This is a genomic window from Acinetobacter qingfengensis, assembly GCF_008693185.1.
Lineage (GTDB): Bacteria > Pseudomonadota > Gammaproteobacteria > Pseudomonadales > Moraxellaceae > Acinetobacter > Acinetobacter qingfengensis.
The window spans coordinates 110,468-126,675 of record NZ_VXKN01000006.1 but is presented as its reverse complement, the minus strand read 5'-3'; the positions used below and the strand labels follow the sequence as shown (position 1 = coordinate 126,675).

Sequence of the window (16,208 nt, the reverse complement as noted above, 5' to 3'; positions counted from 1 at the left end):
ATACTGTTATTCGTGATAATAGCCGATTGTTGTTCTGGACTTACCGGCATTTTTTGACTGATACATCAACTGATCGGCAGATTTCAAAGCATCTTCCAGTGTTCTAGGTAAATGATCAAATACCGCAACTCCCATACTATAATCTACCCCAAATTTTTGTTTTAACTCGGATTTATCAAAAAACAATCTCAATCGTTCATCATATTTATGTATAGCAACACCATCAATATTTAAGAACATCACCACAAACTCATCACCACCTAGCCGTCCTACGGTATCGGATGCCCGATTTACCCGCTTTAATATTTTTGCAAAAGTAATCAGTACTGTATCTCCCTGTTGATGACCATAAGTGTCATTCACAGCCTTAAAACCATCCAAATCAATCATAGCAATTGCAAAAGAAATATTTTTTCTTAAACTTATTTTTCTTAATACACGATATTCCAGTTCCAGAGCACATAAATTATCAATATCTGTTAATTGATCCTTCATGGCCATTGTTTTCATTTCAAGCCAATTTTTACGAACTTTAATGATGAGTGAAGCCACGATGAAGAAAAAAATCACACGCACTAGGCTATTCCATACTGGCACAACCCATGAAGAATAATGATGTCGGGTTGCATAATCCGCCCATAACCATACAATAACTGCGGTGATGATAGTAACGATAGTTGCTTTGCTGGTGTCATACCAAGATGCAATTGCAACCGGAATAAGATAAAAAATCGAAAAGGAATATTCAATGCCTGTAATATAATCCATGATACCCATCAGTAACAGAATCAGGAGAATAATACAGCGCCGTATGACAATATGACTCAGGAAAATACGTTCAAAATTTGCTACCAACAAATGCCTACTACTCCATAGAACTTTTTGCAGAATAAATTTCATCAAACTTAATAGGATATCTTTTTAGTCTACATACACTGCTTTAACAACAGATTAAATTCAGCAAAAGCGACCGATAAAGCTTATATTTTACCGAGTAAACCACCACAGTTAAATACATCATATTCTTTAATCACAAAACTGGAATGCAGGGCAGAAACATGCTCTATTTTTCCCAGACGTTTCAATAGTACGTCACTATAATTTTCCATGTCTTTAGCAACCACTTCCACTAAAAAGTCTGCGGATTGACCTGTAATTAAAAATGCATTAATGACTTCAGGAATTTGCTGTAGTTCTTCTAAAAATCGGGAAAAGGTGTCACTGTCATGCTTACTGAGTGATACCTGTAAAATCACATGCAAGGCAAAACCAAGCTTTTGATAGTTTAAATTACGGCGTAATGCTCCAAGAATTTTTTGGTCCATTAAACTTCTGATACGGCGATGTACGGAACTGACAGATAGATGAATACGTTCTGATAATTCATTCAGATTGACATCTTCATGGGTTAAAATTTCGAGGATTTGTTTATCAAAATGATCAAGTTGCATCACTTACTCCAATGAATGATCAAAAAATATTGGGCAGGATGCAAGGCAGTTGTTATTCTTATTGACAAATTTTTTAGGGTGTCAAGGGAAAACCTGTTGAAGAGGTTTACTTTAACAACTTTACCTTTGTAAGATATCGCCTGTGCCTACAGATTTATGGTCTATAGCGTCCAAAGTCAAATCGAGACCTGATGGGTCAATACGCTCTAACTCGTTAAGCCGTTCAGCGCATATTGATCTTTTTGATCCCTCTCACACCCTTGCGATATAATTTAACAACATCCTGATTGAATTATTTCCCTAAAATGGCTTTTTTTCTATATATTTTTGAAGTTTTTTTCATAAATTATATTTTTATAAGAAAATTATATTAAAAGTATGTTCATATCACATTTTTTATTCTTTTAAACCGTATTTTTAATAGATATTTTTTCAGAAAGATATTGTCGCAAGGTATGATGAATTTCTTTTACAAGAGATGCAAATTCAGCAAAAATCAGCGATGATATAAACCTTGACCATTCAGAGGATTTCGTTCCCTATGTCTAAAGATACGCTGCAATTTTCACAATTTGTTTATCAAGGTGTTGATGCCGAAAAATTTTTACAGGGACAAGTCACTGTCAATGTCAGTAAATTAACGGCTGATGAATTTCGACCAACTGCAATTTGTGATCTCAAAGGACGTATTCATTTTGGCTTATGGTTAAAACGACATTCAGCAGAACACATTGAAATTGTGATTAGTCATGATCTGGCTGATGAATTCGCAGCACATGTGAAAAAATATGGAGCTTTTTCAAAAGCAAAACTTAGTGCTGAATCTACACTTTATCCTGCAATCGTTGACCAACAAGCAAGTTTTACCGAAGATGCTACACAGCAGGTTGATATCAAACTTTGGCAATCCATCGCCATTGATCAAGGGCAAGCATGGATTACGCAACAAACAGTACATTTATTTCAGCCGCAAGAATTACGTTTACACCAGCGTCATGGTGTTGATTATGATAAAGGGTGTTATCTAGGGCAAGAAATTATTGCTCGCCTTTGGTTTAAGGCAAAACCAAAACACTGGTTGCATTTGATTACAGGACAAGGTGATGTGCCAGCTCCTGCCTCACAACTTCATCACGATGTTGAAGTTGTAAATAGTCTTGCGACAACAAATGGCTGGAAAGCATTGGTCAGTGCAAAACCTGAAGCCCTGACTACATTGGACGTGCAGATTCTCGACTTACCTGAAGGATTAAATGGCGATGTTGCACGTGCCAAATAATTTTATTTTGACATGATCATCGTTGCTGTACCGATCAGACCTGAATCTACCCAATCAGGTCTTTTTCGTTTTAGAAAGATGTCTTTGGTAATTCAATTGCTGTAATTTTCCAGCTTAATCCCTGACGTGTCATAATAATCTGAATGGCTTGATCAGTATGTTGAGGATCAGGATAAATACTGGCATTGAACTGGGAAAAAGAACGATATCCCAGATCATATTTCAATTCATTTGTTGATCCAGAGGATGCTGAAGAAACTTGATCAGTTGACGTAGATGAATTTTTAATTGACGAAGTTGCAGTAAATTGTTGACCTTTCATTAATAAAGCGATTGCTTCTGGAGTAAGTATCAAATCTACCGCTTTATCGGCAATACTTGAAGCAAATATGGCCGCCAATGCCTCATGTCCTGGCACATTTTTTTCAGGTTGGTGCAATTTATGCAATAAGTAATTGCCCATCTGCCCTTTCAGACTTTTTCTCACACTTGGGTAGTCAATATATTGTGAAAGTTGCTGTGCATCATGGCGTTCAGCCGCCTGCTTAAGCTGATATAACACCAAATAAGGCGATAAATAAATATAGGCAGCAGTCAGTAAAAGTATGACAACAATGGAAGTTTTTAAAGTTTTATTCACATACATTTCCTGTCTACTCGACCAATACTCTCAGCATAACCAAAATACGCTTTTTAGTCGTAGTATTTTCTTAAAATTATATTGAGGATCTGTTAATCCTTTACAAAATCAATATGCTACAGGCTAAAATTTGCTTGTACATGATATTGTAATTATGCAAGGATAAAACCAATCCAGTTTAGAGCCTTCACATGAAAAAATTAATTTCTTCACTTGCACTCAGTTTACTGACAATTTCTATCAGCCATGCAGATGAAAAAACCTTACAAAACAAACTTGATCAAACTTATCCTGAACTACACGCACAAGTTACCGGCAAGTCACCAATTTCAGGAATTTATGAAGTAATGGTAGAAGGTGAGCTGACGTATACAGATGATAATGGTCGTTATTTCTTTATTGGGAATTTGATTGACTATCCAAATAAACGTAGCGTGTCACAACAACGTATGCAAGAACTTTCTCGTATTGATGTCAAAAAACTACCTTTAACTCAGGCGATCAAGCATGTGAAAGGGAATGGACAGCGTGTATTATATATTTTTACCGATCCTGATTGTCCATATTGCAAACAATTGGAAAAAGATTTGACACAAGTCAATAATATTACCTTATACATTTTCCCTTATCCAATTACTGCACTACATCCTAATGCTGCCACTACTGCCCAAAAGATCTGGTGTTCGGCCAAACCATACGAAGCATGGCAAAGTTACGTACTTCAGGATAAACAACCGACAGGTTCAACAAACTGTAAAAATCCTATTGAGGCCAATAGTCAATTGGGTAAACAATTGGGTGTTGATGGTACACCAACTTTCTTTTTAAAAGATGGACAACGTATAAGCGGTGCCCGTTCAGCACAACAAATTGAACAACTACTTAATACAGTAAAATAAGCCATCCTCAAACATTCTTGCGAAAGGTCTTAGATTTCCTCTCGAAAAGGAAAATAAAGCAATAATAGATACTTTCGTAAGAAGTTTAATTTTGGAATGATTTAAATCTACTAGCCAGAAAATTTTTTCTTTTAATACCAAAAATAAATCAGACTACTTACACCAATAAAACCCAATACTGTACTGATCATTAAGGGTGTTAATGCTTTCTCATGTAAACCATACGCTTGCCCAAAAATTCCAAAAGCAGTTGGCATCGGTAATGCCGCAAGTAATGTCCCAGCATATAGCATTTCCCGGCTAACATCAGGAAATAAATGAAAAATACCATAAACCAACAGAGGCATTAAGATCACACTAAATATTACCAATACCATACTGGGAAGATTAATTTGTATTCTTGGCATCATGGCCAAACTACCGCCAATCACAAATAATGCAACTGGAGAAGCTGTTTTTCCCAATAGTTCGAGGGCATGAAACACTGGCTTGGGCAAATGCAGATCCAGAATCGCCAGAAATAATCCCAATACAATTGCAATAATGAGTGGATTTTTAAAAACTTTTTTTAACGTTTGCAGAAATATATGTACCAGCGCACCTTGCTGCTTACCTAACTCAGCCAAAGTCAGCATCAGTAACACAATCAGTATATTTTCTATAATTAGGGTGAGTGAAATATATATTGCTGCATGCGTCCCAATTAATAAGGTCAGAATTGCAGTCCCCATAAATCCGGTGTTGGACATGGATGCACCCATCGACATAACTGCGGCTTGACTCACATTGAAATCAAATACTCGCCAATATAGAAAGTACGCTAAAAAAAATAAAATTAAAGAACCACCACCATAGGCAATAAAATACGCCGGATGCCAAAGCTCATTAATGTTTTTACTACTCAATGCATAAAGTAAAAAAGCAGGTAAAGCAATTTTAATGACATAAGTATTCATGGCCAGAAAATGCTCTTTGGTCATGACTTTAAAATAAGCACATAAATAACCAATACTCATTAAAAGCAGTAAAGGTAAAATGACCTGTAAAACCATATCCAGCCCTAAATATATTCCAACACCAAACAATAAAAAATTTAAAAATATCTTTTGAAAACCATTAAATTTCCCTATGAAAAGAAATTTAATCAGGTTATAGATACTTTCATAGTGAATCTAAGTAATTGATTATGAACAAATCTATTTCTTAAATCAGCTTGAAGTGATGATGACTTTATTTTGTATTGTATACAGAAACTATTTGGATCAACAATTAACAATGCCTGAAGTCATCATCCCTCTCTATTTCAGCTTAAAAAGCCTTAGTGATACTTAAACCAGCACTAAAATTACGTCCATCAGCTGCTTCATAGTAACGGCTATTACTGTCATTTACGATCACTGAACCCACATAGTTACGATCGAAAAGATTATCTACTCGTGCATAGCTATTAATTTTCCAGTCCTGATAAGCCCAAACATATCCCACATTAATACCTGTAACTGTGTAGCTATCGACATATTCTGAGTTACGATCATTCACATACATTTTATCCATATAACGTACATCTAGACCCGCCTGAAAACCCTGTTCAGGCTGCCATGCTAAACGAGCAAACGCTTGATTTTTAGCAATACCGGGAATAAAACTTCCTTTGGAGATGGCAGAAACAGAACCTGTTGCTGGAATATCAGCATCAAACGTTGCATCAATATAGCTATAACTGGCTTGCGCGGATAAGTCTTTCCAGAATTTATTTTGCCATGAAACTTCTGCACCCTGACGTAAAGTTTGATCAGCATTACGGAATGTTGCACGACCACCATAACTTCCTGCCGATACAATGTCATTTTTCGTCTCAGTACGAAAAGCTGCCAATGTAAATAGACCATATTGGTGATCCAATTTTAATCCAATTTCATAATTGTCACTACTTGATGGTTTCAAATCCAGATTCAAACCTGATTCTGTCAGGCTTGGTTTGTAAGACATTTCGGTAAAAGTTGGTGTTTCAAAGCCTTTCCCATAACTCATATACCCATATAATTTAGGCAAAATATTCCACCCCAAAGCAACGGATGGTAAAACTTTTTGATAATCCGTAGCGCCACTATCATCAGGATTGGTTGTCGTAATATATTGATCTTTAGATTTAAAATGCACATTGCTATAACGCAGACCGGTATCCAGATGCCAATGTGGTAAAAACTGCCATGAAGCCTGTACATAAGGATCAATATTCCATTGTGTATTGTCTTCATTACGGCGTAAATCACCTTTAACACCATAAGTTATCACACCATTTGACGTAACAAAATTTTCATAGCCCCTCCTATCTTCATCAAGTTGATCCAGTGCAACACCTGCTACCAATGTAGTATTCGGTAGTAATTCTTTGCCTGTCCAACGTAAATCCAGTCCATAATAATTACGATCAAAATCGATTACTGCACCGGCGTGTTTCGGATTATTCAATTGAGTTGCAGCAGGAATCGTCTGATATTGCGTTACCTGACGATTTCCAAGATAAGCCATTGCATATAATTCATTATGCTCATTCAGTGATTTTGTCCAGGTGACACCAGTTTGTGTTTGTTCAATTTCTTTACGAGAATTAAATCCCATTCGTTTAAGATAGCTATTTAACTGTTTAGGATTCGCTTGCCAATCTGCCTTACTTAAACCGCCCGGATCTGCCGCATTAATATTAACATGGTTGATCACCCAGTTTACTTTACTGCCATCATCCAAATTCCAGCTAAGTTTGGCATTGGTCAGAGCCTTATTTGCACCACTATGCTCACGATAACCATCTGTATCAAAATAAGAAGAACTAATCACATAAGCTGGCTCAGTGATTTTATCTGCGCCACCTTGTAAAACAACATTCGCTTGCTGCTTCCCATGACTCCCTGCCAAATAGCCCAATGTCACTGAATCTTTGCCCTGCCCTTGCCGTGTTGTTGCAAGAATTGTCCCTCCTGAAGAATTACCATATAACGATGAAAAAGGACCTGTTAACACCTCCACATCATTCAAGCTATTTAAATCAATATTTGAGCTTTGGCCCTGACCATCCGGCATGGTCGCAGGAATACCATCAATATACAAACGAATTCCCCGCACTCCAAAAGTAGATCGTGCGCCAAAACCTCGCATAGAAATTTGTAAATCCTGTGCATAATTTTCCCGATTATTAATTTGTAAACCAGCAACACCCTGTAAAACCTCGGAAAAATTTACATTTGTATTATTTTGATGCTCGCTTTGCTGCACCTTATAAATGGAAGCTGGTGTAGTAGCAAGATGATCACTGGTACGAATTGCCTGCACTTCAAGTTCAGGTAATTGCTGAATTGTCTGTTGATCCGCATATACAGCCATAGTTTGTAAAACACTTATTCCCAGAATCAGCTTTTTAAAATTTTTTTTATGATTTGTAAAAAACATTTATAGACAACCTCATTGAAAAACCCATATTGTAGCCTAGAATTGAATTTTATGGGGCTGAACCTCATATTAGGTCAAGTTTTATCTTTATACGAAAAAATCTATGCCTGAATTACCTGAAGTTGAAACAACCAAGTTGAGCCTGCAACCATTAATTCACCAAAAAGTGAAAAATATCGTTGTGCGCAATGCAAGTTTACGCTGGACTGTTCCTGATGATCTTATATTACTTTGTGGCTTGACACTGAACCAATTGCAACGTCGATCAAAATATATCATTGCATCTTTTGGTGATAAAAAAATGCTGTGGCATTTAGGCATGTCTGGTAGTTTTCGTATTTGCGATCCCAAAGAAGAACTACGCAAGCATGATCATGTAATTTTTGACTTTGGCAAGCAACAGTTACGTTATCATGATCCGCGCAGATTTGGCTGTCTGCTTTGGTTAGATCAAAATACTCAAAAAAAACTACTTGATCCACTCGGCCCCGAGCCGTTATCAAAAGATTTCAATACCGAGTATCTACAACAAAAACTGCATCATAAACAAAGCGCGATTAAAGTGGCATTAATGGATAATCATGTTGTGGTAGGTGTTGGAAATATTTATGCCACAGAAAGTTTGTTTAATTGTGGTATTCATCCTGCACAAACAGCTTCATCCCTGTCTTCATCACAAGTGGCGCAATTGGTTAATGAAATTAAAAGAATTTTACAACAGGCTATTCAACTTGGAGGTTCAACCTTAAGAGATTACTCCAATGCTATGGGAGAAAATGGCTATTTCCAGCAAACTTTGCTGGCTTACGGTCGTGCCGGTGAAATGTGTGTCAACTGTGAAACCACTTTGCAGAACATTAAACTTGGACAACGTGCCAGTGTATTTTGCCCGCAATGTCAACCGCTCAAAAATAATATTCCCAGCAAGATCAAACCACGGAAATGCAAATGAATCGGGCAATCGTAAGACATATTTTAGTTAAAGAATTGGTTCTTGCCACACAATTAAAGCAAAAGCTTAAGGATGGTGCTGATTTTGCAGCCTTAGCCAAAAAGTATTCATTATGTAATTCTGCAAAACGTGGTGGAGAACTTGGAGAAGTCAAGAAGGGACAACTTGTCCCAGTGATTGATAAACTGGTTTTTTCAGCACCGGAACGCATTATACAGGGGCCAACAAAAAGTAAATTTGGTTTTCATCTGGTAGAAGTGAAGTTCCGTACAGATTTTTAACGTCTGCCATCAGATTGCATAACATAAATCCATGCTCTAGTTATTTCACCGGATTCAAGTTCGACATCTACTCTGACACGTTTATACTGGAAACCTTCAAACTCATCCAGCATCTCCCAATGCTCGACAAGTTTATCTGAACTCAATACATAGCCTTCAATTCGCTCAGCTTGTTCATCAAGTACAATCGCAGGTAAACCTTGATCAGGCCCCCAATCAAGTATATGCACCACACCATGAACAAAGCCCTTTTGCCATGTTCCCTCAATGTGCTTCAAAATATGTGCATTTTCATGGTTGGGACGCAATGTTCCATAAGTAAACAGATGATTCATTTATTTTTTTATCCTTTTAATAATTTGTGGTATTACGATTACATGAACGCATCTGTACCCTTGACTCTGATACAAAATAAGTTCTGATAAAACGGTAGAGGTAATCTACCGTTTAATTCAACTTAATTTGTTTTATTTTTTAATGCATCACGAATTTCACGTAATAATTGCACATCTTCCGGCGTTGGCGCTGGCTCTACTGGAGCTTCTTCTTTACTACGGCGCAACTTATTCAATAATTTCACCATTAAAAATACGATCCACGCAAGAATGATAAAATTGATAAAAATCGTTAAAAAGTTACCATAGGTCAGGACATTCACACCTGCTTTTTGTAATGCATCCAGTGATTGTAAATTATTTGGATTATCACCAAGTACGATAAATTTCTGGGTAAAATCAACACCGCCACCTGTGATGACAGAGATAATTGGCATGATGATATCTTTCACTAAGGAATCCACAATTTTACCAAATGCACCACCAATGATGACACCCACAGCCAAATCAATCATGTTACCTTTTACGGCAAATTCTTTAAATTCTTGAATAATACTCATCTTTCACTCCAATATACGCAATCAGATAAATCGCTTTTTCTTAAAATATAGAAAAGCTTGATTTATTTTTTGTTAATCGTTAACTGTACTGTTTTTTTAAATAAAATAAAACCATGAAAAAATAAAGGTTTTTTAAATTATCTAAGTAACCACAATGCTTACATACTGGCTTAATCCTAATTTATCACATTGCAAAAACATCATATTGATCTAATATGAATAACCAAAATCAACCAAGTAACTACCTTCCTGAATATCCTGACAATGCTGTAACCAGCGTTGATTTGGCCAAATCAGTTCCGCTGTCAAATCATAAGGATTGTAACGTGCCGTATAAAGTGTGCCATAGCCCTTGTTATATGATGTTTGAAATAATGGCGGTTTAAGCAATGCACGTTCTATTGCATGGCAATCCATAGACTTTTTAACAATATTATTTAGTGCAGCTTCCCGTTCCAGTGTTTTTGTTGCACGTGCATGTGCTGGCCATTGAATCTGATGTTGGTGATTGGCAACCACGGGTTGATAAAGCACTTCTGCCTGACGATTCGGCCCCAAAAATACAGTTGCCCAATGTCCCTGTCGGTCAAGTAAACTTACGTTATATGACATGTGCACAGGAATACGCTTTAAGATTACAATAGCTTCTGCTGTTGACGTTGCCACTTCCAAGACATAGCGTAATACCAATGGAATGCCAAATCCTTCACCAATTTCTCGACTTCCACCATAAGTCAATGATGCAACCAAACCAGATTCATTGATTCCGTCCAGAACACCCCATAAGCAATCACTCATAGCCAAAACGGATTGACCACACCAGCGTGTTGCCAACCAACTGCCTTCAAGTAAAGCTGGCACATAATCATAATTACGAATCAACATGGGTTGCTGTAAACCCTGCGGATCATGCCAAACAGCTTGAGTACATCCTGTAATATAAGAAGGAGGACACCACAGAGAAAGAAATCTAGCCTCCAGATCCCCCTCTCCGGCTAAATTGACCAATTGCTCATACAAAGGAACCAGTTCTGGCATATAAGTCTTTAGTGCACGGCGACAAGATAAATAAGATGGCCGAAAATGATGGCTATCTCTTAAAAACCAGCGGCAATAACCAGGCCAGCGTTTTTGAAACAGTGCCTGCCAGCGAGATCCGGGAACATCTTCACGAATTGCCTCAAATTGACAGTGCATGGTTTACCTCTTTCTCTAGTTCATTCATATTACAGAATTTTAAATGCGCCATGTTGAGGAACTGGCTGAGTATTCACGACCGCAAGTGGCTGAGCTGAATAATAAGCTTTTATTCCTGCAATCCAGTGATGGGCACGTGTATTTAATTCAAATTGATCATTCATCGCGCGACCACGAGTAATTAGAATTCCCAGATCTGCACCTTCATAGCGATAATCACCCGGACCGCTAATACGTAGGAAAAATGCTTCATTCTCTGATGCAATACCTTCTCTTGAATAATCAAATCGGTGAAATGATACTGTTCCATTTTCTGCCATACGATAAATTCCGGATTCAGGCGCAGTAGTAATGATATCAACCTGATCTTCAGTGTATTTAATGACCAATTGACTCCAACTGTCGATAAACACTGGATCAGCCCAACGGGCATTTAATTCATTGACGTCCAGTTCATATTCTACACCAGAAAATTCCAGTAAATGAAATAGAAACAAAGGTGCATCAGCGTAGGCAAAAGCTACGTGATTGGTCATTGGACTAGCGCCACAAATTCTTGGATTCAATTCACCTAAATAAACTTCACCATCATCTTTATCAATCAGAAAGTCCAGATCAAAACAACCACGATACCCTTCTTCTTTTAACTGATTACCAAAACGGGAAGCCATTTCACGTGCTTTAGTGCGGATTGTTTCGGAAAATGCTTCTGGAAATATTTCATTACCACACCAGCCACCACGATAAGGGGTTAATTCAGGCTCACCGACAACTTCTGTCAACAATGGCCCAACCAGTGTACCTGAACGTGTAACACAGGCTTCCATGGTTGCACCACGGCAATTGATTCGTTTCATAATCTTGACTTCAGGATCGTTAATGATCTCATCGGCATGTTGATTAAACTCATCTTCGCTGGAAATAAAAAAGGTGGTGTGTCCTGAATCTCCAAACGCTGTCTGAACAACAAGATTTTCCCCCAAACCATGCATTTTTGCCAATTGTTGTAAATGTTGATAACTGTCTACTTTGGCCAAAACATTTGGTACGGAAGGAACACCTGCCTTGTTACCAATACGCACAGTTTCCATTTTATTGTCACATCGTGAACGTAAGGCTGCATCTGGAAACCAGACATCTATACCGATTTCTTTACATAATTGCTCGGTTTGTTCATCAAACATCAAAAAAACCGCAACTGGAGGTTGTTGTGATTTTTCTGCCAAATCAACAACAGATTTATGTTGTAGTAAATAATTATTAATATCCTCAATTGAAGTAAATTCATCATGATCTGTTTCTTTAGGCACAAATACGTTTGGATGACGTCCATCAAAACAATCAATATAGTTAATATATTTAAAGTTTCTAACCCATTGTTCCAGCCCTAACAAATTAAAATTTGTTGCACTGATAAAGTATATTGGCCGTTCATTACGATGAAACAATAACCTTAATTCAGAAATATTGCGTATTTTAGTCATAGATGCCTCATTAATGGCCATTGATTCTGGAGGATTGTCGCTGGGTATACATGCCGATGGCATGTTTTGGTCCTTTTTACCCAGTGTTCGAAACCATTCAAGGATTCTTTGTATCAAAGATTCTGTCCTGTCTATGATTTTTTATCAAAATCGTTTTTATACATTGATTAATACTTATTCCCATACTGGCCAATCACTGGCTGGTTGCGCCTGTGATAAGTCTTTTTCTGTGACATAAGATTGTGGTTGTGTAAATAAGCTATTATTTGCAACAGGTTTTTCCAATGTACCTAAAGTATGTAGATAGCTTTCTGTATGACTTCCTTTTTGATAAACATCAAATTGACAGACACGATCTCTAAAACTTTTAAGTGGTTGTCCCAAACCACGTATTCCCTTTTCTCGCTCATGGCGAACTTTTTCAAAATCTACTTCTATCGGCATAATTTCTGTACCATTGGCTGCCTGATGTAACACATAACCAGAAGGATCTACAATGATTGAACGACCAACACCGCCATCTCCAACGCCATTAATATCAAAGAAATAAACCTGATTTGTCGCCGCAGATGCCCGTGCAATTGCTAACTCTACATCTCGATCAATGGTGTCTGTCATGGTTGGATGAATAATGACTTCTGCGCCCATTGCCACCAATGTGCGTGTGGTTTCCGGAAACCACATGTCATAACAAATTGAAACACCAATTCTCCCCGCATTAGGTACATCAAAGACCACAAACTCATTACCGGAATTAATGCCAGCTTCATAGGGTAGAAATGGAAAAAGTTTACGAAAACGAGTCACCACTTCACCCTGAGGATTAATGACTGGTGCAGTGTTATAAACACCATCTTCCCGTTGTTCAAATAAAGAACCTGGAATAAGCCAAAGGCCAGTTTTTCGGGCAATTTCCTGCAATCGTTGTTCAGCATTTCCCGGCATAGGTTCTGCTTTAAATGGACTAGGACCTAATGCACATAATTCTGAAAATACCAGCATATTGACCCATGGAAAACGCTGTTTGATATGCTCGGCATATTGCGCCATGCGTGTAATATTTTCTTCGTAGGCTGATACAGCCATTTGCACACCTGCAATTGCGAATTTAGTCATATACTTAATCATCCTCTTGCAATTCATGTTTATGCAGGTATTGATCTATTCAATTGCCTTAATCAAATAGAAAAAAGCAATTGATATGCCAAACTCTTAGATTAAAACGATTAAATATCATCCATTTGGTTATAGATTGAAATTATTTATGGTGAAATATACTTTTCTTATTTTTGATAACAATAATAATTTACAATATTTCTAATAGGACTAATTGATTAAATAAAAATCTCTAAATCACAAATTGCATCATTTTAGTGCTTAATTATTTCTATATTGTTTTAAAACCAATCTAATTTAAATCTAAAAATTAAAATTATGTTCTTGTTTGAAGCAATAAATTTTTTCCCTCTAAAAAATGCATCTTATTTATTCATTGATTTTTTTAAGAAAATATTTATAGCACCCTGTTTTTATTTTGTCTTCTACACCAGAAGTTTAAGTGTCTTTATCAAAATGTCATAATCAAAAAAAGCCGAATACCATACAAGTATTCGGCTTTGAGAACAGAAAAACTACAGATTCATGTAAATTTTATGTTTGTTTATTACATACCACGTGCAGCACGTTTACGATCATTTTCACTTAAATAACGTTTACGGATACGAATTGATTTAGGTGTTACTTCAACCAATTCATCATCTTCAATAAATTCAAGTGCTTGCTCAAGTGTATATTCGATTGGTGGAACCAAAGTCAACGCATCATCTGTACCAGACGCACGCACGTTGGTTAATTGTTTTGCTTTAGTTGGGTTAACCACCATATCATCTGAACGGGAGTTGATACCAACGATCATGCCTTCATAAACTTCTAATTGAGGTTTCGCGAACAGACGACCACGATCTTGTAAACCAAACAATGCATAGCCCAAGCAAGTACCCTGAACCATAGAAATTAATACACCGTTTTGACGTTTAGCGACAGTACCTTGTTTCACAGGACCATAATGCGAAAAGCTTGAAGTCATAATTCCTGTACCAGAAGTCATGGTCAAGAATTCCGAACGGAAACCAATCAAACCACGTGATGGAACAGTCGCTTCAATACGGATACGACCTTTACCATCAACTTCCATATTGGTCATTTCACCTTTACGATGACCCATTTGTTCCATTACTGCACCCTGATGTTGTTCTTCTACATCAAAAGTAACATTTTCGTATGGCTCTTGTTTTTCACCATCAACTTCCTTGATGATCACTTGTGGACGTGAAACACCCATTTCAAAGCCTTCACGGCGCATGTTTTCGATCAAGACAGAAAGATGTAACTCACCACGACCAGATACTTTGAAACGATCAGGACTATCAGTATCTTCAACGCGAAGTGCAACATTATGAATCAATTCACGATCCAAACGCTCACGAATATTACGTGAAGTCACAAATTTACCTTCTTTACCAGCAAATGGTGAATTGTTTACTTGGAATGTCATGGATACAGTTGGTTCATCCACAGACAATGGAGGTAAAGCTTCAACATTTTTAGGATCACAAATGGTATCTGAAATATTAAGGGCATCAATACCTGTAATACATACGATGTCCCCAGCAGATGCTTCTTCAACATCAATACGCTCAAGTCCATGATAGCCCATAATTTTTAAGATACGGCCATTACGGGTTTTACCATCTTTATCAATGACGGTAACAGGTGTATTTAAAGTCACTGATCCACGTTGGATACGGCCAACACCAATCACACCCACAAAACTATTATAGTCAAGCGATGAAATTTGCATCTGGAAAGGACCGTCAACATCAACTGCTGGTGGTTCAACAATGTCAACAATTGTTTCGAACAATGGCGTCATGTCTTCAGCAAGTTCTTCTGGTGCCGGACCTGCAACACCGCGTAGACCTGATGCATAAACAATAGGGAAATCCAATTGTTCGTCTGTTGCACCAAGATTATCAAATAAATCAAATACCTGATCAATCACCCAGTCTGGACGTGCACTTGGTTTATCAACCTTGTTGATAATCACGATTGGTTTTAAACCACGAGCAAAGGCTTTTTGAGTCACAAAACGCGTTTGTGGCATTGGACCTTCTTGTGCATCAACCAGAAGTAACACGCAGTCAACCATAGACAATACACGCTCTACTTCGCCACCAAAGTCGGCGTGCCCCGGAGTATCAACGATATTAATACGATAGGTGGTATCGGTACGTTTATCCAACCAAGTAATGGCAGTGTTTTTGGCAAGAATGGTAATCCCACGCTCGCTCTCAAGCGCATTCGAGTCCATGACACGCTCAATCTCGCCTGCACGCTCACCAAGCGCACCAGACTGCTGTAAAAGTTTATCGACAAGTGTTGTTTTACCATGGTCAACGTGCGCAATGATTGCGATGTTGCGGAGATTTTTAATATCTGACATGAACGTGAATACTACTAAATGAAAAATTCTGAGGGCAAATTATACAGCAAAAAGCATAACGAGGGGTAGTGACAGTTTCACGACAATTTGATAACTTTTTTGCAAATCAATAGATTTTTACTTTGCCTGATCAAACTGAACGATTAGAATACAGCTCTTCTCCTCCCATCATGATTGATAT

Annotated in this window: 15 protein-coding genes; 4 read left to right on the top strand and 11 right to left on the bottom strand. The window is 37.5% G+C overall.

Annotation, left to right across the window (positions count from 1 at the left end):
- Nucleotides 1-6 precede the first annotated feature (6 nt).
- Together F4V57_RS09515 and F4V57_RS09510 are read right to left on the bottom strand one after the other, a co-directional pair.
- Nucleotides 7-768 carry a GGDEF domain-containing protein gene (locus tag F4V57_RS09515; protein ID WP_227515644.1) on the bottom strand — a complete coding sequence of 254 codons (762 nt, stop codon included), beginning with the start codon at nt 766-768 and terminating at the stop codon, nt 7-9.
- A 212-nt stretch (nt 769-980) separates the two neighbouring features.
- On the bottom strand, nt 981-1,451 hold the full coding sequence (locus F4V57_RS09510) for an Lrp/AsnC family transcriptional regulator (protein WP_070068477.1): 471 nt from the start codon (nt 1,449-1,451) through the stop codon (nt 981-983).
- A 541-nt stretch (nt 1,452-1,992) separates the two neighbouring features.
- Here F4V57_RS09510 and ygfZ point away from each other — a divergent pair.
- Nucleotides 1,993-2,730, top strand: coding sequence for a CAF17-like 4Fe-4S cluster assembly/insertion protein YgfZ (gene ygfZ, locus F4V57_RS09505; RefSeq protein ID WP_070068478.1), 738 nt, complete (start codon nt 1,993-1,995; stop codon nt 2,728-2,730).
- Nucleotides 2,731-2,800: 70 nt separating this feature from the next.
- Here the strand turns inward: ygfZ and F4V57_RS09500 are convergent, their stop codons facing one another.
- Nucleotides 2,801-3,370, bottom strand: a complete 570-nt coding sequence (locus F4V57_RS09500; protein WP_070068479.1) for a DUF2939 domain-containing protein — start codon at nt 3,368-3,370, stop codon at nt 2,801-2,803.
- A gap of 191 nt (nt 3,371-3,561) precedes the next feature.
- On the opposite strand from F4V57_RS09500, the gene F4V57_RS09495 reads away from it, so the two are divergent.
- Nucleotides 3,562-4,269, top strand: coding sequence for a DsbC family protein (locus tag F4V57_RS09495; protein WP_070068480.1), 708 nt, complete (start codon nt 3,562-3,564; stop codon nt 4,267-4,269).
- A gap of 131 nt (nt 4,270-4,400) precedes the next feature.
- Here the strand turns inward: F4V57_RS09495 and F4V57_RS09490 are convergent, their stop codons facing one another.
- Both F4V57_RS09490 and F4V57_RS09485 read right to left on the bottom strand, forming a co-directional pair.
- Nucleotides 4,401-5,321 carry an AEC family transporter gene (locus F4V57_RS09490; protein WP_070068481.1) on the bottom strand — a complete coding sequence of 307 codons (921 nt, stop codon included), beginning with the start codon at nt 5,319-5,321 and terminating at the stop codon, nt 4,401-4,403.
- A gap of 256 nt (nt 5,322-5,577) precedes the next feature.
- On the bottom strand, nt 5,578-7,716 hold the full coding sequence (locus tag F4V57_RS09485) for a TonB-dependent receptor family protein (protein WP_070068482.1): 2,139 nt from the start codon (nt 7,714-7,716) through the stop codon (nt 5,578-5,580).
- Nucleotides 7,717-7,819: 103 nt separating this feature from the next.
- On the opposite strand from F4V57_RS09485, the gene mutM reads away from it, so the two are divergent.
- A complete protein-coding gene (gene mutM / locus F4V57_RS09480; RefSeq protein ID WP_070068483.1) occupies nt 7,820-8,668 on the top strand; it encodes a bifunctional DNA-formamidopyrimidine glycosylase/DNA-(apurinic or apyrimidinic site) lyase in 849 nt (282 codons plus the stop codon).
- Nucleotides 8,665-8,949, top strand: a complete 285-nt coding sequence (locus tag F4V57_RS09475; RefSeq protein WP_070068484.1) for a peptidylprolyl isomerase — start codon at nt 8,665-8,667, stop codon at nt 8,947-8,949. The genes mutM and F4V57_RS09475 overlap by 4 nt, the downstream gene beginning before the upstream one ends.
- Here F4V57_RS09475 and F4V57_RS09470 read toward each other — a convergent pair.
- From F4V57_RS09470 to typA, 6 genes are all read right to left on the bottom strand, one after another.
- Nucleotides 8,946-9,284: a gamma-glutamylcyclotransferase family protein gene (locus F4V57_RS09470; protein ID WP_070068485.1), complete on the bottom strand. Its 339-nt coding sequence runs from the start codon at nt 9,282-9,284 to the stop codon at nt 8,946-8,948. The genes F4V57_RS09475 and F4V57_RS09470 overlap by 4 nt on opposite strands.
- 122 nt (nt 9,285-9,406) lie before the next feature.
- Nucleotides 9,407-9,844: a large conductance mechanosensitive channel protein MscL gene (mscL, locus tag F4V57_RS09465; RefSeq protein WP_070068486.1), complete on the bottom strand. Its 438-nt coding sequence runs from the start codon at nt 9,842-9,844 to the stop codon at nt 9,407-9,409.
- A 210-nt stretch (nt 9,845-10,054) separates the two neighbouring features.
- Nucleotides 10,055-11,041, bottom strand: a complete 987-nt coding sequence (locus tag F4V57_RS09460; protein WP_070068487.1) for a C45 family autoproteolytic acyltransferase/hydolase — start codon at nt 11,039-11,041, stop codon at nt 10,055-10,057.
- A gap of 29 nt (nt 11,042-11,070) precedes the next feature.
- The gene (locus tag F4V57_RS09455; RefSeq protein WP_228268230.1) at nt 11,071-12,525 is read right to left on the bottom strand and encodes a biotin carboxylase; all 1,455 of its coding nucleotides are present in this window, start codon (nt 12,523-12,525) and stop codon (nt 11,071-11,073) included.
- Nucleotides 12,526-12,699: 174 nt separating this feature from the next.
- On the bottom strand, nt 12,700-13,641 hold the full coding sequence (locus tag F4V57_RS09450) for a carbon-nitrogen hydrolase family protein (protein WP_070068489.1): 942 nt from the start codon (nt 13,639-13,641) through the stop codon (nt 12,700-12,702).
- A gap of 547 nt (nt 13,642-14,188) precedes the next feature.
- A complete protein-coding gene (gene typA / locus F4V57_RS09445; protein WP_070068490.1) occupies nt 14,189-16,027 on the bottom strand; it encodes a translational GTPase TypA in 1,839 nt (612 codons plus the stop codon).
- Nucleotides 16,028-16,208 lie beyond the last annotated feature (181 nt).

Bases quoted from the DNA above. Each gene is read 5' to 3' on its own strand.
- F4V57_RS09515 (WP_227515644.1), bottom strand. From the start codon at position 768: ATGGATTATATTACAGGCATTGAATATTCCTTTTCGATTTTTTATCTT.
- F4V57_RS09510 (WP_070068477.1), bottom strand. From the start codon at position 1,451: ATGCAACTTGATCATTTTGATAAACAAATCCTCGAAATTTTAACCCAT.
- ygfZ (WP_070068478.1), top strand. From the start codon at position 1,993: ATGTCTAAAGATACGCTGCAATTTTCACAATTTGTTTATCAAGGTGTT.
- F4V57_RS09495 (WP_070068480.1), top strand. From the start codon at position 3,562: ATGAAAAAATTAATTTCTTCACTTGCACTCAGTTTACTGACAATTTCT.
- F4V57_RS09490 (WP_070068481.1), bottom strand. From the start codon at position 5,321: ATGGTTTTACAGGTCATTTTACCTTTACTGCTTTTAATGAGTATTGGT.
- F4V57_RS09485 (WP_070068482.1), bottom strand. From the start codon at position 7,716: ATGTTTTTTACAAATCATAAAAAAAATTTTAAAAAGCTGATTCTGGGA.
- mutM (WP_070068483.1), top strand. From the start codon at position 7,820: ATGCCTGAATTACCTGAAGTTGAAACAACCAAGTTGAGCCTGCAACCA.
- F4V57_RS09475 (WP_070068484.1), top strand. From the start codon at position 8,665: ATGAATCGGGCAATCGTAAGACATATTTTAGTTAAAGAATTGGTTCTT.
- F4V57_RS09470 (WP_070068485.1), bottom strand. From the start codon at position 9,284: ATGAATCATCTGTTTACTTATGGAACATTGCGTCCCAACCATGAAAAT.
- mscL (WP_070068486.1), bottom strand. From the start codon at position 9,844: ATGAGTATTATTCAAGAATTTAAAGAATTTGCCGTAAAAGGTAACATG.
- F4V57_RS09460 (WP_070068487.1), bottom strand. From the start codon at position 11,041: ATGCACTGTCAATTTGAGGCAATTCGTGAAGATGTTCCCGGATCTCGC.
- F4V57_RS09455 (WP_228268230.1), bottom strand. From the start codon at position 12,525: ATGACTAAAATACGCAATATTTCTGAATTAAGGTTATTGTTTCATCGT.
- F4V57_RS09450 (WP_070068489.1), bottom strand. From the start codon at position 13,641: ATGACTAAATTCGCAATTGCAGGTGTGCAAATGGCTGTATCAGCCTAC.
- typA (WP_070068490.1), bottom strand. From the start codon at position 16,027: ATGTCAGATATTAAAAATCTCCGCAACATCGCAATCATTGCGCACGTT.